Genomic DNA, 19,976 nt, shown 5'->3' with positions numbered 1-19,976 from the left:
TTTTGACTGCTAACTCTCCTGCTTTGCCGAAGTGGCTCAACCGCCGTAACGCCATCCGTGCCGTGGCCGTGGGCGGCATCGCCGCCGCCGTGGGCGCAGCCCTGCTGGGCGCCTACATGGTGCTCTTCATCGGCCCCAACCTGCCGGCGCTGGACGCCATCACCGACTACCAGCCCAAGATCCCGCTGCGCATCTACACTGCCGACAACGCGCTGATCGGCGAGTTCGGCGAAGAGCACCGCGACTTCGTCGCCATCAAGGACATGCCGGACCTGATGAAGAAGGCCGTTCTCGCCATCGAGGACAAGCGCTTCTACGACCACGGCGGCATCGACTGGATACGCGCCATGGGCGCGGTCAAGTCCAACCTGCGCGGCAGCTTCCGCCAGGGCGGTTCCACCATCACCATGCAGGTGGCGCGCAACTTCTACCTCACGCGCGACAAGAAGCTGGGCCGCAAGATGACCGAGGTGATGCTGGCCTATAAGATGGAAGGCGCGCTGACCAAGGACCAGATCCTGGAGCTGTACCTGAACCAGATCTACCTGGGCCAGCGCTCCTACGGTTTCGCCAGCGCCGCGCAGGCCTACTTCAGCAAGTCGCTGAAAGAGCTGTCGATTGCGGAAACGGCCATGCTGGCCGGCCTGCCGCAGAACCCGGCGCGCAACAACCCGGTGGCCAATCCCAAGCGCGCGCGCCTGCGCCAGCACCTGGTGCTGAAGGCCATGCGCGACCAGGGCATCATCACCGCCGCCCAGCACGAGCAGGCGCTGAAGGAAACCCTGCGCATCAATCCGAAGGGCCAGGAGTTCGACGTGCACGCGGAATACGTGGCCGAACTGGCGCGCCAGGCGGTGTACGAGCAATACAAGGAAGAGTCGTACTCGCGCGGCATCAGCGTCTACACCACCATCCTGAAGGCGGACCAGGAGGCGGCCTACGAGTCGGTGCGCCGCAATGTGCTGAACTACGACCAGCGCCACGGCTACCGCGGCCCGGAAGCCTTCATCGACCTGCCGTCCGATCCGGAAGAGCGCGAAGACGCCATCGACGAGGCGCTGCAGAAGCGCCGCAGCAGCGACCGGCTGATCCCGGCCGTGGTGCTGGCCGCGTCGGCCAAGAGCGTCACGGTGGAAACCATCGACGGCGAAGAACACGAGATCACCGGCGACGGCCTGAAACTGGCCGCGCCCGGCCTGAGCGAAAAAGCCAGGGAAGGCCTCAAGCTGCGGCCCGGCGCCATCGTGCGCGTCTCTCAGAATGACAAGAAACGCTGGTCGATCACCCAGGTGCCGCAGGTGGCGGCCGCCTTCGTGTCGCTCGATTCGGCCACCGGCGCCTACCACGCCATGGTGGGCGGCTTCGACTTCAACCTGCACCAGTTCAACCACGTTACCCAGGCCTGGCGCCAGCCCGGCTCCTCGATCAAGCCCTTCGTCTATTCGTCGGCGCTGGAAAAAGGCTACTTCCCGGGCACCCTGATCAACGACGTGAAACTGTCCGACACCGGCGTGGACACCGGCGGCTGGGATCCGCAGAACGACGACAACGTCTACGACGGCCCGATTTCCATGCACGTATCGCTGGCCAAATCGAAGAACGTGACCTCGGTGCGCCTGCTGCGCGCGGTGGGCGTGCCCTACGCGCACGGCTTCCTGGAGAAGTTCGGCTTCACGCCGGCCAAGCATCCGCAGAACCTGACCATGACGCTGGGCACCGGCGCCGTCACGCCGCAGCAGCTGGCCGGCGCCTACTCGGTGTTCGCCAACGGCGGCTACCAGGTGCAGCTTTACCTGATCTCCCGCATCGTCGACGGCAACGGCAAGGTGCTGTCCGAAACCAAGCCGCAGCAGGCGGCACAGGAGGCCAACCGCGTGCTGGACCCGCGCAACGCCTTCATCACCGACACCATGCTGCGCGAGGTGGTGCGCAGCGGCACCGGCGCGCAGGCGGGCGCGCGCCTCGGCCGGGCCGACCTGGCCGGCAAGACCGGCACCACCAACGACGCGGTGGACGGCTGGTTCGCCGGCTACGGCGGCGGCGTGGTGGGCGTGGCGTGGATGGGTTACGACGATCCGAAGTCGCTGGGCGGACGCGAGTTCGGCGCCACGCTGGCCATGCCGATCTGGATCGATTACATGCGCGTGGCGCTGCAAAAGGCGCCGCCGCGCGAGCGCCCGGTGCCGGAAGGCGTGGTGCAGGCCGAAGACGGCTCCTGGATCTACGCCGAATACGCCAACGATGGCTCGGTGCGCACCATCGACCTGGATGGCCAGCCGCCGGCCCCGGTGCAGGAACCCGGCGCCAGCAACGTCCAGCCGACGCCGGTGCAGCCGTAACTCCGCAATAGTCCGCAATAAGCCGCAACGCTGGCGCAAAAAACAACATTGCGCCGGCCTGCCGGGCCAAGTACATGGCCTGGCGAGCCAAAGCGAATCGGCACAGCCATGCGCACCATCTCCGGCACAGCCGCGATGCTACATTTTGAACCGGGCCCAGGCCCGGTTTTACATTTCCGGCCTCATAAAACAATCGAATCGGAGACAAAATGAAGAAACGCTACTGGAAGTCGCTTGCGCTGTTCCTGATCACCCTCATGGCCCTGCCCGCCCCGTCCTGGGCGCAGGGCTACACCCAGACCAAGTATCCCATCGTGCTGGTGCACGGCCTGTTCGGCTTCGACAACCTGGGGCCGGTGGATTACTTCTACGGCATCGCCTCCGGCTTGAGCAGCGGCGGCGCCAAGGTCTACGTCACCTCGGTCTCGGCCGCCAACAGCACCGAAGTGCGCGGCGAGCAGCTGCTGCTGCAGGTCAAGCAGATCCTGGCCGCCACCGGCGCCGCCAAGGTCAACCTGATCGGCCATAGCCACGGCGGCCCCACCTCGCGCTACGTGGCCTCGGTGCGCCCCGACCTGGTGGCCTCGGTCTCCAGCGTGGGCGGCGTGAACAAAGGCTCCAAGGTGGCCGACGTGCTGATCGGCGCCGTGCCCAACGTGACCTACGAGCTGGCCAACGCCCTGTCCGGCCTGATCAGCCTCCTGTCCGGCAGCCCCACGCTGCCGCAGAGCTCGCGCGCCGCCGCCCAGTCGCTCAGCACCGCCGGCACGCTGGCCTTCAACGCGCGCCATCCGCAGGGCGTGCCGACGTCGGCCTGCGGCGAAGGCGCTTACCAGGTCAACGGCGTGCAGTACTTCTCGTGGAGCGGCGCCAAGCCCTGGACCAATGCCTTCGACGCGGCCGATCCCTTCCTGGCCGTCACCGGCCTGGCCTTCAACGGCGAGAAGAACGATGGCCTGGTCAGCAGCTGCTCCAGCCGCCTGGGCCGCGTGATCCGCGACGATTACGCGCTCAACCACCTGGACGAAGTGAACCAGATGATCGGCATCACCAACCTGTTCGAGACCAGCCCCGTCACGCTGTTCCGCCAGCACGCCAACCGCCTGCAGGGCCTGGGACTGTAAGGAGCGCCGCCATGAACGCGAAACCGCCACGCCTGCGCAAGCTCCTCGCTCCCGCGGCAGGCACAGGGACTATGCTGGCCGTGCTGTACCTGGCCTGGCCGTCGCAGCAGGCAGCCGAGCCCGCGGCGGCGCCTGCGCAGGCGAACCATTTCGCGTTCGTGCGCTCGATGGAAGGCACCACGCCGGACGGCGCCGTCAAAGCCGACAGCACCGAACGGCTGCTGGTCGACGAGGAACTGGGCCACCTGTTCGACTACTACCTGGCCGGCCTGGGCGAAAAAGACCTGCTGGCCATACGCACCGGGATAGAACGGGAACTGGAGCGCCGCCTGCGGCCCGCTCCGGCCGCAGAGGCCAAGCGCCTGCTGGCCAGCTACCTGGCCTACAAGCGCGCGCTGGCGGACGTGGAAAGCCGCCTGCCGAACAGCGCGGACATGGCCAGCGGCGCGCGCGCCCGCCTGGCCGCCATGCAGCAGCTGCGGCCGCAGTACTTCACGGCGGAACAGATCGCGGGCCTGTTCGGCGCTGCGGACGCGCAAGCGGCCGACACCATCGCGCGGCTGGAACTGGCCGCCGACCGCAACCTGACCGAAACGGCGCGCCAGGCCCGCCTGGCGGCGCTGGACGCCCAGCTGACGCCGGCCCAGCGCGAACAGCGCGCGGCGCCCACGCGGGTGCTGCGGCTGGAGGAATCGGTGCAGCAGCTGCGCGCGCAAGGCGCGGGCGACAACGAAATCTACCGCCTGCGCGCGGCCGCGCTGTCGCCGGAGGCGGCGTCGCGCCTGGCGGACGTGGACCGCGACGACGCGGACTGGAAGCGCCGCATCGCCCTGTACCAGGCCGCACGCGGCCAGCCGGGCGACGTGCAGGCCCTGCGCGACGCCTATTTCACGCCGGAGGAACAGCGCCGCCTGGGCGCATACGAATAGCCAAAAACCGGTATTGAGCAAGCTCAACAATGCTACACTCTTGCGAGTTCAATATCGGCGAATGGCTACCGGCGTATGGCGATGTCTCGACTCAGCATGACGATTACAGCGCCCATCGTGCTGATCTCGGCGCTCGCCATCGGCCTGACGGTGTTCCTCAACGTGGGCAAGCTTGACCGCACGCTCGGCGAACTGGAAGACTCCCGCCTGCGCTTTACCGTCAACGTGCTGCGCCAGAACCTGGAAACGGGGCTGGACCTTGGCCTGCCGGTGCGCGGCCTGGGCAACGCGCAAGCCGCCATCGACTTCGAAGCGCGGCAAGACCCGGACATCGTCGCCATCATCGTCAAGGACGACCAGGGCAGTCCCGCCTTCACCACCGGCCGCCCCGCGGAGCGCGACAGCATCGCCGTCAGCACCCCACTATCCAACAATCTGGGCGTGACGGCCGGCGCCATCGAGCTGCATTACTCGCGGCGCGGACACGACCAGTTCATTGCCGGCATTTCGCGCCAGCTGCTGCTGGCCGGGTTGCTGGCCACGGCCGTATCCACGCTGCTGGCGGTGCTCGGCACGCGGCTGTGGGTGCGCCGCATCGGCCGCACGCTGGGCAGCATCGAACACGCGCTGGACGCCAGCGTGCCGCCGGTGGCCAGGCCCGACCGGCACGCCGCGGCGCTGGCCGAACAGGCCGCGCACAGCGCGGACCGCGCCCTACGCGAACTGGAACGGGCCCAGCGCGCCATCACCTGCAAGGACGTGGCGGGGGAAAAACTATGACCCAGCCATGACCCAGGAGGAGCGCCTTGAGCTTCGGCTATATACGCGCCCGGTGCGGCGCCTGTTCGTGTTCGCCCTGGCGCTGCTGCTGGCGGTGCAGCTGGCGCTGTCGCTGTACGCGTGGTCGCTGTCCGAACGCGCGCTGCTGCCGGAATTCGGCCGCAAGGCGCACACCACCGGCGTGGCGCTGTCGGCGCAGCTGGCGCGCGCGCTGGAGCACGGCATTCCGCTGCAGCGCCTGGAGGGGGTGCCGGAGTTCTTTGCCGACGTGCTGAAGCAGAACCGCGACCTGGCCTATCTACGCATTGCCGACGGCAGCGGCAAGCCGCTGTATGGCAGCATCCAGGCTGAAAGCAGCGCGCCCGGCCAGTTCCTGGACACGGCGCTACCGCTGCTGCACCAGGGCCGCGTCGTGGGGCATCTGCACGTGGGCGTGGACAAGAGCCACATCGCCGCGCGCGTGCGCGAGCTGCGCTACGACATCGGCATTGTGCTCATCACCAGCCTGCTGATCGCCTTCGAGATCCTGTGGTTCGTGGTGACGCTGACCTTCACCGCGCCGATGCGCCAGATTCTCGCGCTGATGACCAGCATGGCGGCGGGCGACTTCCGCCAACGCCCCGCGCCGGCCTCCGGCGCCGCCATTGCCGCCCGCCTGCACGCCCTCACCGCGCGCATCAACCAGGGCTTCGCTGAACTCGTGCGCGGCGCAGCCGCACTGCGCGAAACCAGCCCGCAAAAGGCCGCGCTCGCCGAACCGCTGCTGCAGCGCCTGCGCCAGGCGTACCTGTTTGGCGACGCAGCCGGCGGCCAGGGGAGCGCCAGCGGCATCGACGCCGGGCAGCAGCCGCGCATCGTGCTGGTGCGGGTACTCAGCTTCCTGTTCATGTTCGCCGAAATGCTGTCGCGCCCCTTCCTGCCGGTGTATGCCGCCTCGCTGCCGTCCGGCGCGGCGGCCGGCGCGCTGCACGCCAGCCTGCCTGTCACCGCCTTCCTGCTGGGCGTGGCCCTGACCATGCCTTTCGCCGGCCACTGGTCGGACCGGCTGGGGCGGCGCAGCAGCTACATCGCCGGCGCGCTGGCCGTCATGGCCGGCCTGGCCGTCACCGGCCTGGTGCCGGACTACTACGCGCTGGTGGCCGCGCGCGCCGTTACAGGCGTGGGCTACGCCATCTTGTTCATGGCCTGCCAGGGCTATGTGTTCGACCACACCGACAGCAGCAATCGCGGCAAAGGCATGGCGCTGTTCGTGGGCGCCATCATGGTGGCCGAGATCTGCGCGCCGGCGGTGGGCGGCATCCTGGCCGACCGCGTGGGCTACCGCATGGTGTTCCTGCTGGGCGCCGCCGTCGCCCTGCTGGCGGCGGCCATCGCGGCGGCGGTGCTGAGCAAGGGGCACGGCAGCGGCCAGCCCGCCGGGCAGACCACGACGCAGCGCAGCACGCCGCTGCTGGCGCGGCTGGCGTGCAACAAGCGCTTCCTCGCGTTGTCCATCCTGTCCGGCGTGCCCGCCAAGTTCCTCTACTCCGGCTTCCTGATTTTCCTGGTGCCGGTGCTGCTGTCCGGCCTGGGCTTGTCCAAGTCCGAAATCGGCCGCTACACCATGCTCTACGGCCTGAGCTCCCTGGCGCTCGCGCCCCTGTTTGCCCACCTGGCGGACCGCTACAACGCCTACGCGCCGCTGGTGGCGGCCGGCGGCCTGCTGACCGGGCTGGGATTGCTGCCGGTGGCCTGGGGCGCCAGCGGCGAACTGGTCCTGCTCGGCATTGGCGCGCTGGGCGTGGGCCAGTCGATGAGCATCTCCGCCCAGCTGGTGCTGGTGGCGCGCGTCACGCGGAACGAGGGGCGCGACGCGGGCACCGGCCCCATCGTCGGCCTGTTCCGCCTGCTCGAACGCCTGGGCGCGGCGGCCGGTCCGGTCGTCACCGGCATGCTGGCGGCGCGCTACGGCGCCGCGCAAGCCATGGCTTGCCTTGGCGCGTTTGCGCTGGCGGCGTCGCTGCTGTTCTCACTGGTGTTCGCGGTGGCCAGCGTCCGGGGCGGCCGGCAAGGCAGCCACGAAGCCGATGCGCCGGAGGCGGCGGCATGAGGCGGCGCACAGTCTGCCGCGCGGCCGCCATGCTGGCACTGGGCGGCGCCCTGCCGCGCGCATTGGCACAGCAGCCGGCTACACAGAGAAGCAGCCGCCCGCCGCGCATCTACATGATCCTGTTCCGGGGCGAGACCGCCGTGGAGAAAGGCTTCCGCGACTACTTCGCCGTCAACGGCATGCCGGTGGAGCTGATCGTGCGCGACGTGGCGCTCGACGTGGGCAAGGTGCCGCAGCTGATCGCCGAAGCGCGCGCCATGAAGGCGGACCTGATCTACACCTGGGGAACGCCCATCACGCTGGCGGTGGCAGGCAAGGAAGGCGAGGTCGATCCGTCCCGCCACGTCACCGACATCCCGATCGTGTTCACCATGGTGGCGTCGCCGCAGGGCTCGGGCCTGGTCAAGTCGCTGGCGTCGTCGGGCCGCAACATCACCGGCGCCTGCCACGTGGTGCCGCCGGCCCAGCAGCTCAGCGCCATCCGCGCCTACCGCCGCTTCGAGCGCCTGGCCATCATCTACAACCCGGCCGAGCCGAATTCGGTGCAGAACGTGAAGGACTTGCGCGCGGTCGCGGCCGGCGCGCGCTTCCAGCTGCTGGAGCGCCCGGTGCCGCTGGACGCCAAGGGCCTGCCGCTGGCCGGCGAACTGCCGGCCATGGTGGCCGAGCTGGCGCGGCAGAATGCGCAGCTGCTCTACATCGGGCCGGACAGCTTCCTGGCCGCCAACCGCAAGGTGCTCACCGAGGCCGCGCTGGCGGCCCGCCTGCCCGCCTTCTCGGCCACCGAAATCGCCCTGCGCGAAGGCAAAGCGCTGTTCGGGCTGGTGTCCGGCTACGAGAGCGTGGGCCGTCTCACGGCGCACAAGGCGCAGCAGATCCTGCGCCAGCGCATGGCGCCCGCCGCCATCCCGGTCGAGACGCTGGCGCGCTTCACCTACCTCGTCAACATGCCGGTGGCGGCCCGGCTCGAGCTCTACCCGCCACTCAAGGTGCTCAACTACGCGGAGCTGCTGAAATGATCGAAGAATCCCCCCGCATCTGCAACGCCGGCCCCGCCTTCAACTGGCGCCTGATGCGCGCCGGCGAAGCGGCGCAGGTGCACCAGCTGCACCGCACCGCGCTGGCCCATGTCCCGCAGGGCATGGTGCGGCCCGACGGCCTTGCCCATTTCGAGCGGCACGCCGCCGAGCAAGGCCGCATCCTGTGCTGCCACGCGGACGGCGAGCTGGTGGCCTACGGCGTGCTGGGCATGGACTCGGAAGCGGTGGACCATATGGCGGAACTGCTGGACGCCGGCGCCGCCGGCCGCGCCCGCATGTGCGTGCTGGACGGCGCCGCTTCGCTGCCCGAGTGGCGCGGGCGGCGGCTGCACTGCGCCGCCATCGAAGAACGCGTGGCGCTGGGCCGCGAGCTGGGGCGCACGCTGGTGGCGGCCACGGTGGCGCCGGAAAACATGCGCAGCCTGCGCGGCCTGCTGCTGGAAGGCTTCACCGTGCGCGGCTACGCCATTGTCTACGGCGGCCTGGCGCGGCTGCTGGTGCAGCGCGACCTGCTGCTGCCGGCGCCGCCCGAATGGGCCGCGCGCCGCCGCGTGGCCCACGGCGACCACGAAGGCCACCGGCGCGCGCTGGCCGACGGCCTGCATGGGTTCCACTGCTGGCAGGACCAGCATGAACGCTGGTCCGTGGAGTACGGCTTACCGCTTGGGCGCTAGCGGAATGCTCTGCTCGAAGCGGAACAGGTTCCCCGGGTCGACGCGGCGCTTCACCTCGGACAACTGGCCCAGGTTGCTGCCGTAGTAGGCCTGCGCCCAGTTCTTCAGGTCGCGGCTGGGGAAGTTGACGTAGGACTCGGGCTGCAGGAAGCGCTGCATGTCGTCGTAATAGTCCTTCAGCCACGCGCGCTGGCGCTGCACCGTGTCCGGCTTGTCGATCGGCCCCCACGACGCTTCCATCTCGAAGATGAAGTTGGAATCGCGGTGCACATAGGCGGTGGCGTTGCGGGGCACCGCCTTCACCTGGCCGCCGATGGCGAACAGGATGCCCATGTTCTCCTGCAGCACCGAGCCGCCCGGCCAGCGCGTCATCCAGTTCAGCATGTTCTCCATTGCCGCCTCGCTGAGCTCCTTCTGCACGAAGCTGCAGCGGATGTCGTACAGGCCGTTCGGATCGTCGGTCAGCAGGTAGTCGCGGCCGCGCCAGTAATCCACCTCGTAGATGTCGGCCGTTTGCGGCACGGCGATCGCGTACAGCGGCGCCAGCATCTCGCGCAGCTCCTTCTCGCCGCCCCAGAACTGGCCCAGCGTCTGCACATACAGCGTGTCGCGCGCAGGCCGCGCGCCCGCCGCCATCGGCAACGCCTTGCTGCGCGTGGAAATCATGGTCGGGTAGGTCAGCTGCAAGGTCTGCAGCGCGCGCAGCAATTCGATCTGCTTGCCCGGCGCCCAGCTCAGATTGAAGGTGGTGACCTTGTTCACCTTGTGCAGCTTGAAGGTGAAGCCGGTATGCACGCCGAAATTGCCGCCGCCTCCCCCGCGCACCGCCCAGAACAGCTCCTTGTGGTTGTCCGCGTTGATGCTGCGCGCCTCGGCGCTGGCCAGCACCAGCTCGGTGCCCAGCAGGCTGTCGCAGGTCAGGCCGTCGTGCGTGGCCGCGAAGCCCCAGCCGCCGCCCAGCACCAGGCCGCTGGTGCCCACGGTTGGGCAGCGGCCGGACGGAATGGCGTAAGGATAATTGCGCAGCACGGCGGCCACGTCGTTGTTGTTGGCGCCGCCCTGCACCCACGCGGTCTCATTCTTCAGGTCCACCGTCACGCTGTTCATGGCTTTCACGTCGATCAGCAGGCCGGAGGTGGTGGAGAAGCCCGCGTAGTTGTGGCCGCCGGAACGGATCGCGAACGGCAGGCCGCTGTCGCCGGCCCAGCGGATGCAGCGCTGCACGTCCTGCTGGTTGGCGCACATGGCCACCGCCTGCGGCAGCACGCCGGCGTAGCGCGCATTGTTCGGCCAGGCCGCCAGCGCGTAGCCATCCTGGCCGGGCAGGATCAGGCGGCCTTCGAAATCGCGCGCCAGGGCGCGCAGGCCGTGCGGCCCCAGTTTCAGCGCCGGCTTGGCCAGCACCGCGGCTGGGGCAAGGCTTAGCGCCGCCGCGCCCAGGGCGCCCGCCGCTCCCGCCTGTAGAAAGCGGCGCCGCCCGCTCGCCATGCCGTCGTTTGCCTGCACTTGTTCAGTTTTGTTCGTCATCCCGTCCCGTTCCTTTCGATTGATGTCCCAATTTACCCCGCTGCTTCTCCCGCTCGCGCTGGCGCAGCACGTCTATCATCACGTTGAAGGTGCGCGCCAGGCGGCCGATTTCGTCGGTGCTGGTCACCTTGATGCTGGCGCGGTCGTAGTCGCCGTCCTTGAGCGCGTTGGCCGCCTCGGTCAGCCGCACCACCGGGCGCGTAATGGTGCGCGCGAACAGCACCGCCAGTATCAGGAACACGAGACCGACCGCCGCCACGCTGTACAGCACATTGAAGAACAGGCGCTGCAGCGGTTCTTCGAAGCGCGCGCGCGACTCGGTCACGCCCACTACCCAGTTATGCCCCTTCACCGGCGCAAAGCCCGCATGCTCCTCGCCCCCGGTGATGGTGGAATGGAAGCTGATATTGCCGGTCGTCTTGGCGCCGATCAGCACCTTGGCCAGTTCCGGCATGTCCACGCTCTCAATCCGGTGGCGGCGGAAACGCTGGTCGGCAATGATGCGGCCCAGCGTTGCCTTGGGCAGCGGCGCCAGGCTGCGGTACAGCTGGTTCTTGTCCTGGTGATGCACCAGGATGCCGTCGCCGTCTATCATGAAGGAGACGCGCTTGCCGTCGGCACTGGCTTCGTCCAGGATGCCCGATATGGTGCTGCCCTTGATGCGCATCACCACCACGCCGATCACCTTCCCGGCCGCGTCGAATACCGGGTTGGCATAGTACACGCCGGGCAGGCCCGCCGTGGCGCCGATGATCACGCCGGTGGTGAAGGAGTGCCCTTTCATCGCTTCCTGGAAGTATTCGCGGAACTTGAAGTTCACGCCCACCACGCCAGGCTCGCTGGACACCAGCGCGGTGCCTTCCTTATCCATCAGGAAGATCAGGTGCGCGTCCGGATTGGTCTTGATCAGGTTGGCCAGCTTGCCGCTCACCACTTCCCGTTTCGCCTCGCTAGGCGCGCGCAGGTAGTCGATGAAGGCCGAGTCAGTGGCCAGGTAGCTGGCCTGGTAGCGGCTGTCCAGTATCAGCTGCGAGATGCGGCCGGCCGTCGCCTGCGCCAGGCTCTCGAGGTTGCGCAGCTCGCTGGCCGACACGGCGGCCACAGAGCCGTTCAAATTGTAGTAGGCGGTAATGGTCATCGGCAGCAGCGCGGCCAGCATCATGGCGATGGTCATCTTCACCACCAGCGGCCACGAGGCCGGGCGCCAGATCGCCTTGCCCAGCTTGCGCACGCCCTTCTTCAGGCGGCGCTGGCCTTCCAGTTCGCCCACCCGCAGCGCTTCCTGCAAACCCAGGCTGCCGGCGTGCGAAGCGAACAGGCTTTGCGACAGTTCCTGGATGCTTTGCGGGCGCTGTTGCGGGTCCACTGCGAGGGCCCAGTCCACCGCTTTCAGGAACTCATCGCTGTAGCGGCCCTGGCCGGCCTGCACGGCGGGGACATACTCGGCCACGCCGCTCTGGCGCTCCGGCGCCGGCGCCGGCTTGGCGCCGGTGATCATCCAGTACAAGGTGGCGCCGATGGCGTAGATGTCGGTCCACGGCCCCTGCTCGCCGCCCTGGTACTGCTCCAGCGGCGCGTAGCCGGGCGTGACCACGTCGGCCATGGCTTGCATGCCGCCCACGGTCTGGCGCGCCGCGCCGAAGTCGAGCAGCACCCAGCTGCCGTCCTCCTTGCGCACGTAGATGTTGTCCGGCTTGATGTCGCGGTGCAGATAACCTGATTCGTGCACCAGCGACAGCCCGTCGAGCAGCGGCTGCACCAGCGACAGCAGCTGCTGCTCGCCCATGCCCTTGTGCTTCTCCCACCACTGCTTGAGCGGCTGGCCGCTCTCGTACTCCAGCACCATGTAAGCGGTGCGGTGCGCCTCGAAGAAGCGCGCCACGCGCACGATGTTGGAATGGCGGAAGGTGGCCAGGGTGCGCGCTTCGATCAGGAAGCATTCCAGGCCGTTCAGGTAGAACTCGTTGTCCTCGGGCCAGCGCGGCGACACGGAGCGGTCGCTGGCGCGGGTGGCGAAATCGGCCGGCAGGTACTCCTTGATCGCCACCCGCACGTTCAGGTTGACGTCCGTGGCCAGGTAGGTGATGCCGAATCCGCCCTGCCCCAGCACCGCGTCGATGCGGTATTCAAACAGCTCGAAGCCCGGCGCCAGCGCCAGCGGCGTGGAGATGCCGGGTCCGATGGAGCGGTTCGGCGCGGCGGGCAAGGCCGGCAGCTGCGAGCGCACCGGCTGCGAGCGCGGCGCGGAGCGGCCCAGCGTGGGGGTGGTGGGCTGGGTATGCTGGGGGTGTTGCGTATGCTGGGCCGGCTGCGCTTGCAGGGTCTCGCGGCGCGTCGGTTCGCGCGTGCCGTCCGGGCGGTAATGCGGCACCGGTATGGTGGCGTCGTCATCGTAGGCATGCTGCGCGCCGTGCGGGCGCGGCACGGTGATGTCGGCCTGGCCGTCGCGCGCGGCCAGTTGGTCGGTGGCGGCGCGGGCGGTCATCTCGTGCACGTCGCGCATGCGGCGTTCCACTGCCACCACGGCTTCCAGCGCGGCCACGCGGCGCGCCAGGATGGCGGCGCGCGCTTCGGCGGCGGCGTTGCGGGCGGACTCGGCAAGATCGCCGGCATTGGCCACGTCGGCAGCGCCGGCGGCATCCGCCTCCCCATCCCCTGATCCGTCCCTGCGCCCGAGCTGTTCGCTATCGTCCATGCCTCATCCCGTCGTCCCGCCATTCATTTTTTATTCGCTCGCGCCATAGAGCGCATTGCGCATGCTAGCATGCAGTTATGGCCTTTGTGGCAAAGCCTTGGCGACAATTTCAACGATAGGAGACATCTTGGGGAACTGGAAGCAATTATCACCGTCGGCGCTGCACCGCCTGGACCTGGGAGTGGCCTACGGCCTGACCGATGTGGGCACGGTGCGCGAGTCCAACCAGGATAATTTCTTCATTGCCCCCGATCTCGGCCTGGTGGTGGTGGCCGACGGCATGGGCGGCCACGAGGCCGGTGAAATCGCCAGCGCCGACGCCATCAACCTGCTGCACAGCTTTATCCGCGCCGCGCACGGCAACCGGCAGGCCATGCCCAACGACGCCAGCGACGCTGGCGATACCGGCGATACCGGCGACGCCACCATCCCCGCTTTCCACCCCAGCGCCTTCGATCCGGTGCAGGCCGATCCGGACGCCACCTGGACCGACGCCACCATGCGCGCCATGATCACGCTGCACGACGCGGTGGAATTCGCCAACGAGCGCATGTACCAGACCAACACCGCGAACGACCAGGCCGACGGCGCCGGCATGGGCACCACGCTGACCGGCATGTGGCAGGTGGCGCAGGACGGGCCGGTGTTCATCTTCCATATCGGCGACAGCCGCCTGTACTGCTTCCGCCAGGGCCGCCTGACGCAGCTCACGCGCGACCAGACCCTGTACCAGCAGGCGCTGGAAGCCGGCATGCCGGAGCCGCTCCCGGCGCGCAACCTGCTGCTGCAGGCGCTCGGGCCTGCGCCGTTGATCAAGCCGGACCTGCAAACGCAGGCGGTGGCTCCGGGCGATATCTATCTGCTGTGCAGCGACGGCATGTACGGCAACTCGTCGCCGGAAGCCATCGCCGCGATCCTGGCGCGCGTGCGCGAGGACAACCTGGGCGAATGCTGCGCCGAACTGGTGGCCATGGCCAAGCGCGACGGCAGCCGCGACAACATCACCGCCGTCATCGTCCGCTGCAAGGACGCCTGAGCGGCAGGTATTCAGGCGCCCCAGCCGGTTTGCAGCCAGGTCCCGGCCAGCATGCCGGCAAAGGCCGCCGGCGCGGGCAAGCCGCGGCACAGCAGCAAACTCGGCTCCACCTCCGCCGATCCATCGGTCCACCAGACGCTTTGGCCGCGCAGCGCCGCAGCCGCCAGCGCCGGCACCTGCGCGGCCACCGCATCCAGCGAAGCCAGCGGCAGGCGGCAACCGGCGCCGCCAAGCTGGCCCGCCAGCGGCGCATCGCTCAGCGGCGGCATCGCCTGCAGCAGGCCGTCGAAAGGCTCGAGCTGGAAACGCTCATCCAGCGACGACAAGGCCAGCGTTTCCAGCTGGTCGAACCACGGCTTGCCGTTGGCAACCCAGTCCAGCAAGCCGCCGCCGCCCGGCGCACCGGCCGCTATCGTCAGCGGAAAGTGCCGCCCCACCCGGTCCACGCTGGGCATCAGCACGCCGGCCCAGGCGTTGCGGTCGCATACGCCCGGCGCCAGCGCAAAGCGCCAGATCGGGCTGGTGAGATAGGTCTGCAGCCAGCGCGCCCCCAGCGCTTCGCGGCTGCCCTGCATGGAAGCCTGCAGCCACGCGTCCCACACGCCCAGCAGCGACGGCGGCAGGCGCCGCGACACGAAGTCGCCGTGCGTGCTCACCTTGCCGAAGAAGCCGGGCGCCAGTTCCGGTTCGTCCATCACAGCGACTCCAGGCAGCGGAACTGCTCCACCCCGTCGCGCTTGAACGGATTGTTGACGCTGTTGGCGGTCAGTTCGTACATGATCTTGCGGCCGTCCAGGTCGAAGGTCAGCTTGTAGCGTTCGCCCTGCGCGGAAGGCTCCAGCAGGCCCTTGTCCAGCATGCGGAACCAGGCCCACGCCCCTTCGGTCCGCAGTTCCGCCGGGCTGGCGGGCGCCACCTCGAAGCGCACCGCGTTCACGCCCTTGCCGCTCGGGATCTGGAAACTGGCGGCGCCCTGCGGCGTCTTGGGCGCGAACGCCAGCTGCTGGCCGTCCACGTCCAGCACCACCTTGGTCAGGGCGGCATCGGCCGCCAGCGGCTTCAGGTCGAAACGCACGGAAGCCTGCTTGCCGCCGTTGCCGAAGAATTTGTCGCGGATCTGCGCGGCGCGCTGGAACTGGACCAGCACTTCCTGGTCCATGCCCAGGTCCATATTGTTGACCACGCGCCAGCGCCACTGCGCGCCGCTGGTGTCGACGTAGTTGACCAGGTGCTTCTGGAAGAACTCGTCGGCCAGGCCGCCGGGGCCGAAGAAGCGGCCGAAGTCGTCCGGCGTGGCTTCCTGCGCGGCCTTGCGCACCAGCGGGTAACGGCCGGCGATGGCGGCGCGGCAGAACAGCGCGGGGCCGGTCTTCCACAACGCGTCCAGGCGGTCGCGCTCCGTGCCCAGCGTGAGGCCGGAACCTGCCGTGTCCACGGTGCGCACCAGCGCGCCGAGCGGCGCCGGCAGGCTGTCCGCATCGCGCTTCAGTTTTGTCAGCGCGTCGGCCGGCGGCGCGGGCTGGCCGGCGGCGCGCGTGGCGTTGGCCGCGTCGAAGTAGACCGCAACGTCCCTCAGCTTGAGCAGCACGCCGTCCAGGCCGGAGGGACCCGCCGCACCGGCGGCGCCGGCCGCACCCAAGGTGCCGCCGCCCGCCTCCACCATCTTGTGCAGCGGCGCAAAGTGGATGTCGACCGGGTTCACGGGCCGCACGTCGGCCGGCAGCACGTCCTGCGCGCCGTCGCTGAGCGCCGACTCCAGGCGCCGCTTGGCGGCGTCGCTGAGCTGCTTGACGGTGTCCGTCGCGGCGTCCACGCTGGACTTGGCGGTCTTCAGCTTGTCGAGCCTGGTCTGTTTCGCGGCCGCCTGCAGGAATTTGCGCAGCGGCGATTCCTGGCTGGACACGCTGTTGATCACGCGCGCCGCCTGGTCCAGGGTGGTGAACGGCACCAGCGTCACGTCCGCCAGCAGCCCGTCCCACAGCCGGATGTACTCCTCGAAATACATCTGCTGCACCACGGCCTTCATCTGCGCCGCGCTCTCCACGCTGTCCACCGCCTCGCGCTGGTCCAGCACCCAGCTGTCCCTCACCACGTCCGCAATGGCGCCGTCGATCTGCTCGGTGAACTTCTTGTAGCCCGCCAGCGTGAAGGAGCCGGCTATGCCGCGCGTGAGCGGCAAGCCGCTCTGGCGCGCCAGCACCACGCCCGCGTCGCGCCCCGCCGCCGCGGTGACGTCGAAGTCCGGCACGCCGGCCCCGGCCAGGCTGCGCTTCAGGCGGGTGTAGACGCGTTCCCCCATCGGCAGCTTCGCCAGGCTGAGACGCACTTGCGCAATCAGCGCCCGGTCCAGCTGCGGCGGCGCGTCCGCCTGGCTGGACGGCGCCAGCATCGCGGCCACGTGCTGCAGCAGGTCCTGGCGCTGCAGCTCGTTCGCCTCCGGCAGGTTGCGGTTCCAGTCGTATTCCAGCCAGGCGCGCACCGCTTCCGGGTCCAGGTGATTGCGTTCACCCAGCATGATGTAGACGCGCAGCAGTTCGTACAGGTATTCGGGATTGTTGGCGGTGCCGCGCCGCAGCTGGGTTTCCATCTGGTCCAGGATGCGCGGCAGCAGCGCTTCGCGCAGCACCCGCTGGTAGGCGCCCTGCGCGCCCTCGCCCAGCTTGCCGCCCTGGTACAGGCCCAGTCCCATCAGGAACGGCACTTCCTGGCCCTGGCTGCGGTAGCCGCCCGGGATGTCGCGCAGCGCATTCAGCAGCGGCAGCGCCGTCACCGGCGACGGATCCTTCGGCAAGGCGCGCGCCAGCTGGTCGATCTCCTGGGTGCGCGCCGCCACGTCGTTCACATAGGCCTGGTTGCGCACGTAGCTGGTGAGCAGGCCGGCCGTCACCAGCACCAGCGCGGCGGCGGTCAGCGCGTAGGCGCCCCATTGCAGCCAGCGCCGGTTGCGCTCCAGGCGCAGGTTGGCGCCGGCCAGTTCGCTTTCCTGGAACACCACGTCGCGCAGCAGCCGCGTGATGAAGTAGCTGCGCCCGCCGAAGGCGTTGGCCGGCAGCACCTTGCGGTCCAGCCCGAAACTGGCCGCCAGCGTGGACATCACGCGGTCGATCGGGCTGCCTTCCTGGGTGCCGCTGGTGAAGTAGACGCCGCGCACCAGCGCGGCTTCTTCATAGGATGTGGCTTCGAAAACGTCGGTCAGGAAGGCTTCCAGCACGTCGCCGATGGCGGCGAACTGCTGCGGGAAGTTGTACATCAGCGCGCGGCGCTGGATGTCCCGCTCCTGCTGCATACGCTCGAACAGGCGCGCCTGCAACTGCGCCTGCAGCGCGTCGAATTCGGCCGGGAAGGTTTTCAGGCCGGCGTCCGCCTGCTCCGCCGAGGCCAGCGGGAAGGTGACGCCCCACACCTGCGTGCGCTCGTCGCGGCCCAGGTTGTCGAAGAATTCGACGAAGCCGGCCAGCAGGTCGCACTTGGTGACGATGACGTACACCGGGAAGCGGATGCCCAGCTCCTCGTGCAGTTCCTTGATGCGCGCGCGTATCGCCAGCGCCTGCACGCGGCGCTGGCCTTCCCCTTGCTGCAGCAGGTCCGCCACGCTGAGCGCAACGATCACGCCGTTGATGGGGCGGCGGCGGCGGTGCTTGCGCAGCAGCTGCAGGAAGCCCTTCCAGGCCGCCTGGTCCACTTCGGTGTAGCTGTCCTGCGTGGTGTAGCGGCCGGCCGTGTCCAGCAGCACCGCTTCGTCGGTGAACCACCAGTCGCAATTGCGGGTGCCGCCCACGCCGCCGACGGCGCCCTTGCCGTGCGTGTCGGACAGCGGGAATTTCAGGCCGGAGTGCACCAGCGCGGTGGTCTTGCCGCTGCCGGGCGCGCCGACGAACATATACCAGGGCAGCTGGTACAAGCCGCCGCCGCCGAAACCGCCGCCCGCTTTCGACTTGCGCAGCATCGCCATGGCGTCCTGCAGGCGCTTGGCCAGCACCGCCATCTCGGCGGCGCTCTCCTTCTGGCCCGGCACCACGGCGGGCGCCGCGGCCGGATCGCCCGCCACGCTTTTCATCAGCCGGCGTTCGGCCAGCCGCGCGCGCAGCAGCTTCCAGCCGAAGTACATGGCCCAGGCCAGGAACAGCAGCGCAATGAAGAACCAGCGCACGCCGGTGGAGGCGAACGGCTCCTTGCCGTCGAAGGCCAGCAGCGGCGCCTCGAACCAGAAGATCAGCGACAGCAGCAGCACGCCGAAGAAGGCCAGCACGGGCGGCTTGATGAGCCAGTTGAAGAAGCGTTTGATCATGGCGTCAATACGATAATCACCACGCGGCGGTTGCGGGCGCGGTTGGCGGCGCTGTCGTTCGGCACCAGCGGTTCAGTCTCGCCGCGCCCTTCCACGCTGTAGCGCGCGGCGGGGCCGGCCTGCCTGGCCAGCAGGTCCACCACGGTGGCGGCGCGGCCCTTGGACAGCGCCCAGTTGGAGGGATAGCGCGCCGAGCCGCCCGGCACGTCGTCCGTGTGGCCGATGACGATAACCTTGCCCGGAACCGGCTTGAGCGCCTCGCCGATGCGCTGCAGCAGGCCGTCGTAGGACGGCTGCACTTCCGCGCTGCCGGACTTGAACACGCCGTCGCCGTGCAGCACGATGGTGGAGCGGTCCGGGGTTTCGGTCACGCTCACCAGGCCGCGTTCGATTTCGGGCGCCAGGAATCGCGCCACGCGCACCGGCGGATTGGCCATCGGCGGCGCCGGCGGCGCGGGCGCCACCAGGCGTATGCGCTGCAAGGCGGCGTAGACGGGGTCGGACTGGCGGTTCAGCAGGAAGCTGAAGCCGAGGTGGATGCACAGCAGGATCAGCCCGGCGACAGCGGCGATCACCCACACGGGTATCAGGCGCAGCAGGCCGGGCCGCTTTTCGCTGGAGCCCTTCCAGCGCAGCGACAGGTCGGGCTCGAATGGCCCGCGCTCTTTCTGGATCAGCTGCTGCAGGCGTTCGCGCAGCAGGTCGAGCTGGGCGCGGCCGCCGTCGATCACGCGGTAGCGGCCTTCCAGGCCCAGCGCCAGGCACAGGTACATCAGTTCCAGCACGTGCAGGTTGGCGCGCGGCTGCTGGCTGAGCTTTTGCAGGATGAGGAAGAATTTCTCGCCGCCGAAGGCTTCGTTGTGGAAGGCCACCAGCAGGCTGCGGCTGGCCCATACGCCGCTGCCGCCCCACGGGGTGCTGGAGATGGTCTCGTCGAGGAAGGTGCACAGCGAATAGCGCGCCACGGCGATGGCTTCCTGCGCGCAGCCTGCGGCCTTGGCCTCGTTCTCGAACTTTTTGATGGCCGCAACCAGCTGGCTGCGCAGTCCTTCCACGCTGGGGTGCGTGGCCATGATGCGCAGCGGGACCACCAGGTCCAGCAAGGCGTTGGCGGCGCCGACCAGCGGATTGACGCCGTTCAGGTGCGCGCGCGGGCCCGCCGTCAGCGGAGCCAGGGTGGCGTCGTAGTTGGCGTGGCCGGCGGCGGGGCGCTGCATGCCGGCCGTGCTGCCGGCGCCGGTGCCGCCAGCCGTCCCTGCGCCCGGCCATGCTGCTGCCGCAGCCGCCGCGCCGGCGGCGCCTGCGTCAAATCCGGACGGGCCAGCGCCTTGCGCGCCCGAGCCGGGGCCGCCATCGCCGCCCAACCCCGCCACGGGCGCGGGTGCGCCGCGCCGTCCTCCGGGCTTGGGAACCAGGATGGTGCGGTCCGAATCGGGCAAATCTTCCTGGCTCATC

Annotated in this window: 13 protein-coding genes; 8 read left to right on the top strand and 5 right to left on the bottom strand. The window is 69.1% G+C overall.

Annotation, left to right across the window (positions count from 1 at the left end):
• Positions 1-2 precede the first annotated feature (2 nt).
• The 7 genes from AC56DV_RS29740 to AC56DV_RS29710 all read left to right on the top strand — a co-directional run bounded on the left by AC56DV_RS29740 (position 3) and on the right by AC56DV_RS29710 (position 8,975).
• Complete coding sequence (locus tag AC56DV_RS29740; RefSeq protein WP_496317811.1) at positions 3-2,339, top strand: penicillin-binding protein 1A; 2,337 nt, start codon at positions 3-5, stop codon at positions 2,337-2,339.
• Between the two features lie 209 nt (positions 2,340-2,548).
• A complete protein-coding gene (locus AC56DV_RS29735) occupies positions 2,549-3,463 on the top strand; it encodes a lipase family alpha/beta hydrolase (protein ID WP_496317810.1) in 915 nt (304 codons plus the stop codon).
• Positions 3,464-3,474: 11 nt separating this feature from the next.
• A complete protein-coding gene (locus AC56DV_RS29730; protein ID WP_496317809.1) occupies positions 3,475-4,392 on the top strand; it encodes a lipase secretion chaperone in 918 nt (305 codons plus the stop codon).
• Positions 4,393-4,488: 96 nt separating this feature from the next.
• Entirely contained in the window at positions 4,489-5,172 is a 684-nt protein-coding gene (locus tag AC56DV_RS29725; protein WP_496317808.1) for a hypothetical protein, read from the top strand.
• A 7-nt stretch (positions 5,173-5,179) separates the two neighbouring features.
• Entirely contained in the window at positions 5,180-7,261 is a 2,082-nt protein-coding gene (locus AC56DV_RS29720) for an MFS transporter (protein ID WP_496317807.1), read from the top strand.
• A complete protein-coding gene (locus AC56DV_RS29715; RefSeq protein WP_496317806.1) occupies positions 7,258-8,280 on the top strand; it encodes an ABC transporter substrate-binding protein in 1,023 nt (340 codons plus the stop codon). The genes AC56DV_RS29720 and AC56DV_RS29715 overlap by 4 nt, the downstream gene beginning before the upstream one ends.
• Entirely contained in the window at positions 8,277-8,975 is a 699-nt protein-coding gene (locus tag AC56DV_RS29710) for a hypothetical protein (protein ID WP_496317805.1), read from the top strand. Before AC56DV_RS29715 ends, AC56DV_RS29710 begins: the two co-directional genes overlap by 4 nt.
• Here the strand turns inward: AC56DV_RS29710 and AC56DV_RS29705 are convergent.
• Together AC56DV_RS29705 and AC56DV_RS29700 are read right to left on the bottom strand one after the other, a co-directional pair.
• Positions 8,958-10,502, bottom strand: coding sequence for an FAD-binding oxidoreductase (locus AC56DV_RS29705; protein ID WP_496317804.1), 1,545 nt, complete (start codon positions 10,500-10,502; stop codon positions 8,958-8,960). The genes AC56DV_RS29710 and AC56DV_RS29705 overlap by 18 nt on opposite strands.
• Positions 10,486-13,197 carry a protein kinase domain-containing protein gene (locus AC56DV_RS29700; protein ID WP_496317803.1) on the bottom strand — a complete coding sequence of 904 codons (2,712 nt, stop codon included), beginning with the start codon at positions 13,195-13,197 and terminating at the stop codon, positions 10,486-10,488. The genes AC56DV_RS29705 and AC56DV_RS29700 overlap by 17 nt, the downstream gene beginning before the upstream one ends.
• Positions 13,198-13,324: 127 nt before the next feature.
• On the opposite strand from AC56DV_RS29700, the gene AC56DV_RS29695 reads away from it, so the two are divergent.
• Complete coding sequence (locus tag AC56DV_RS29695) at positions 13,325-14,233, top strand: PP2C family protein-serine/threonine phosphatase (protein ID WP_496317802.1); 909 nt, start codon at positions 13,325-13,327, stop codon at positions 14,231-14,233.
• An 11-nt stretch (positions 14,234-14,244) separates the two neighbouring features.
• Here the strand turns inward: AC56DV_RS29695 and tagF are convergent, their stop codons facing one another.
• From tagF to icmH, 3 genes are read right to left on the bottom strand one after another with little or no spacing between them, the layout of a single operon-like run.
• The gene (tagF, locus tag AC56DV_RS29690; RefSeq protein WP_496317801.1) at positions 14,245-14,928 is read right to left on the bottom strand and encodes a type VI secretion system-associated protein TagF; all 684 of its coding nucleotides are present in this window, start codon (positions 14,926-14,928) and stop codon (positions 14,245-14,247) included.
• A complete protein-coding gene (gene tssM / locus AC56DV_RS29685; protein WP_496317800.1) occupies positions 14,928-18,521 on the bottom strand; it encodes a type VI secretion system membrane subunit TssM in 3,594 nt (1,197 codons plus the stop codon). The genes tagF and tssM overlap by 1 nt, the downstream gene beginning before the upstream one ends.
• Entirely contained in the window at positions 18,518-19,975 is a 1,458-nt protein-coding gene (icmH, locus tag AC56DV_RS29680) for a type IVB secretion system protein IcmH/DotU (protein ID WP_496317799.1), read from the bottom strand. The genes tssM and icmH overlap by 4 nt, the downstream gene beginning before the upstream one ends.
• Between the last annotated feature and the right edge of the window lies 1 nt (position 19,976).

The sequence above is a fragment of the Massilia sp. BGA-UO-ETr-WB1 genome (assembly GCF_059567845.1).
Note: the sequence above shows the minus strand (reverse complement) of the source record. Positions and strands in the feature narration are given on the sequence as shown.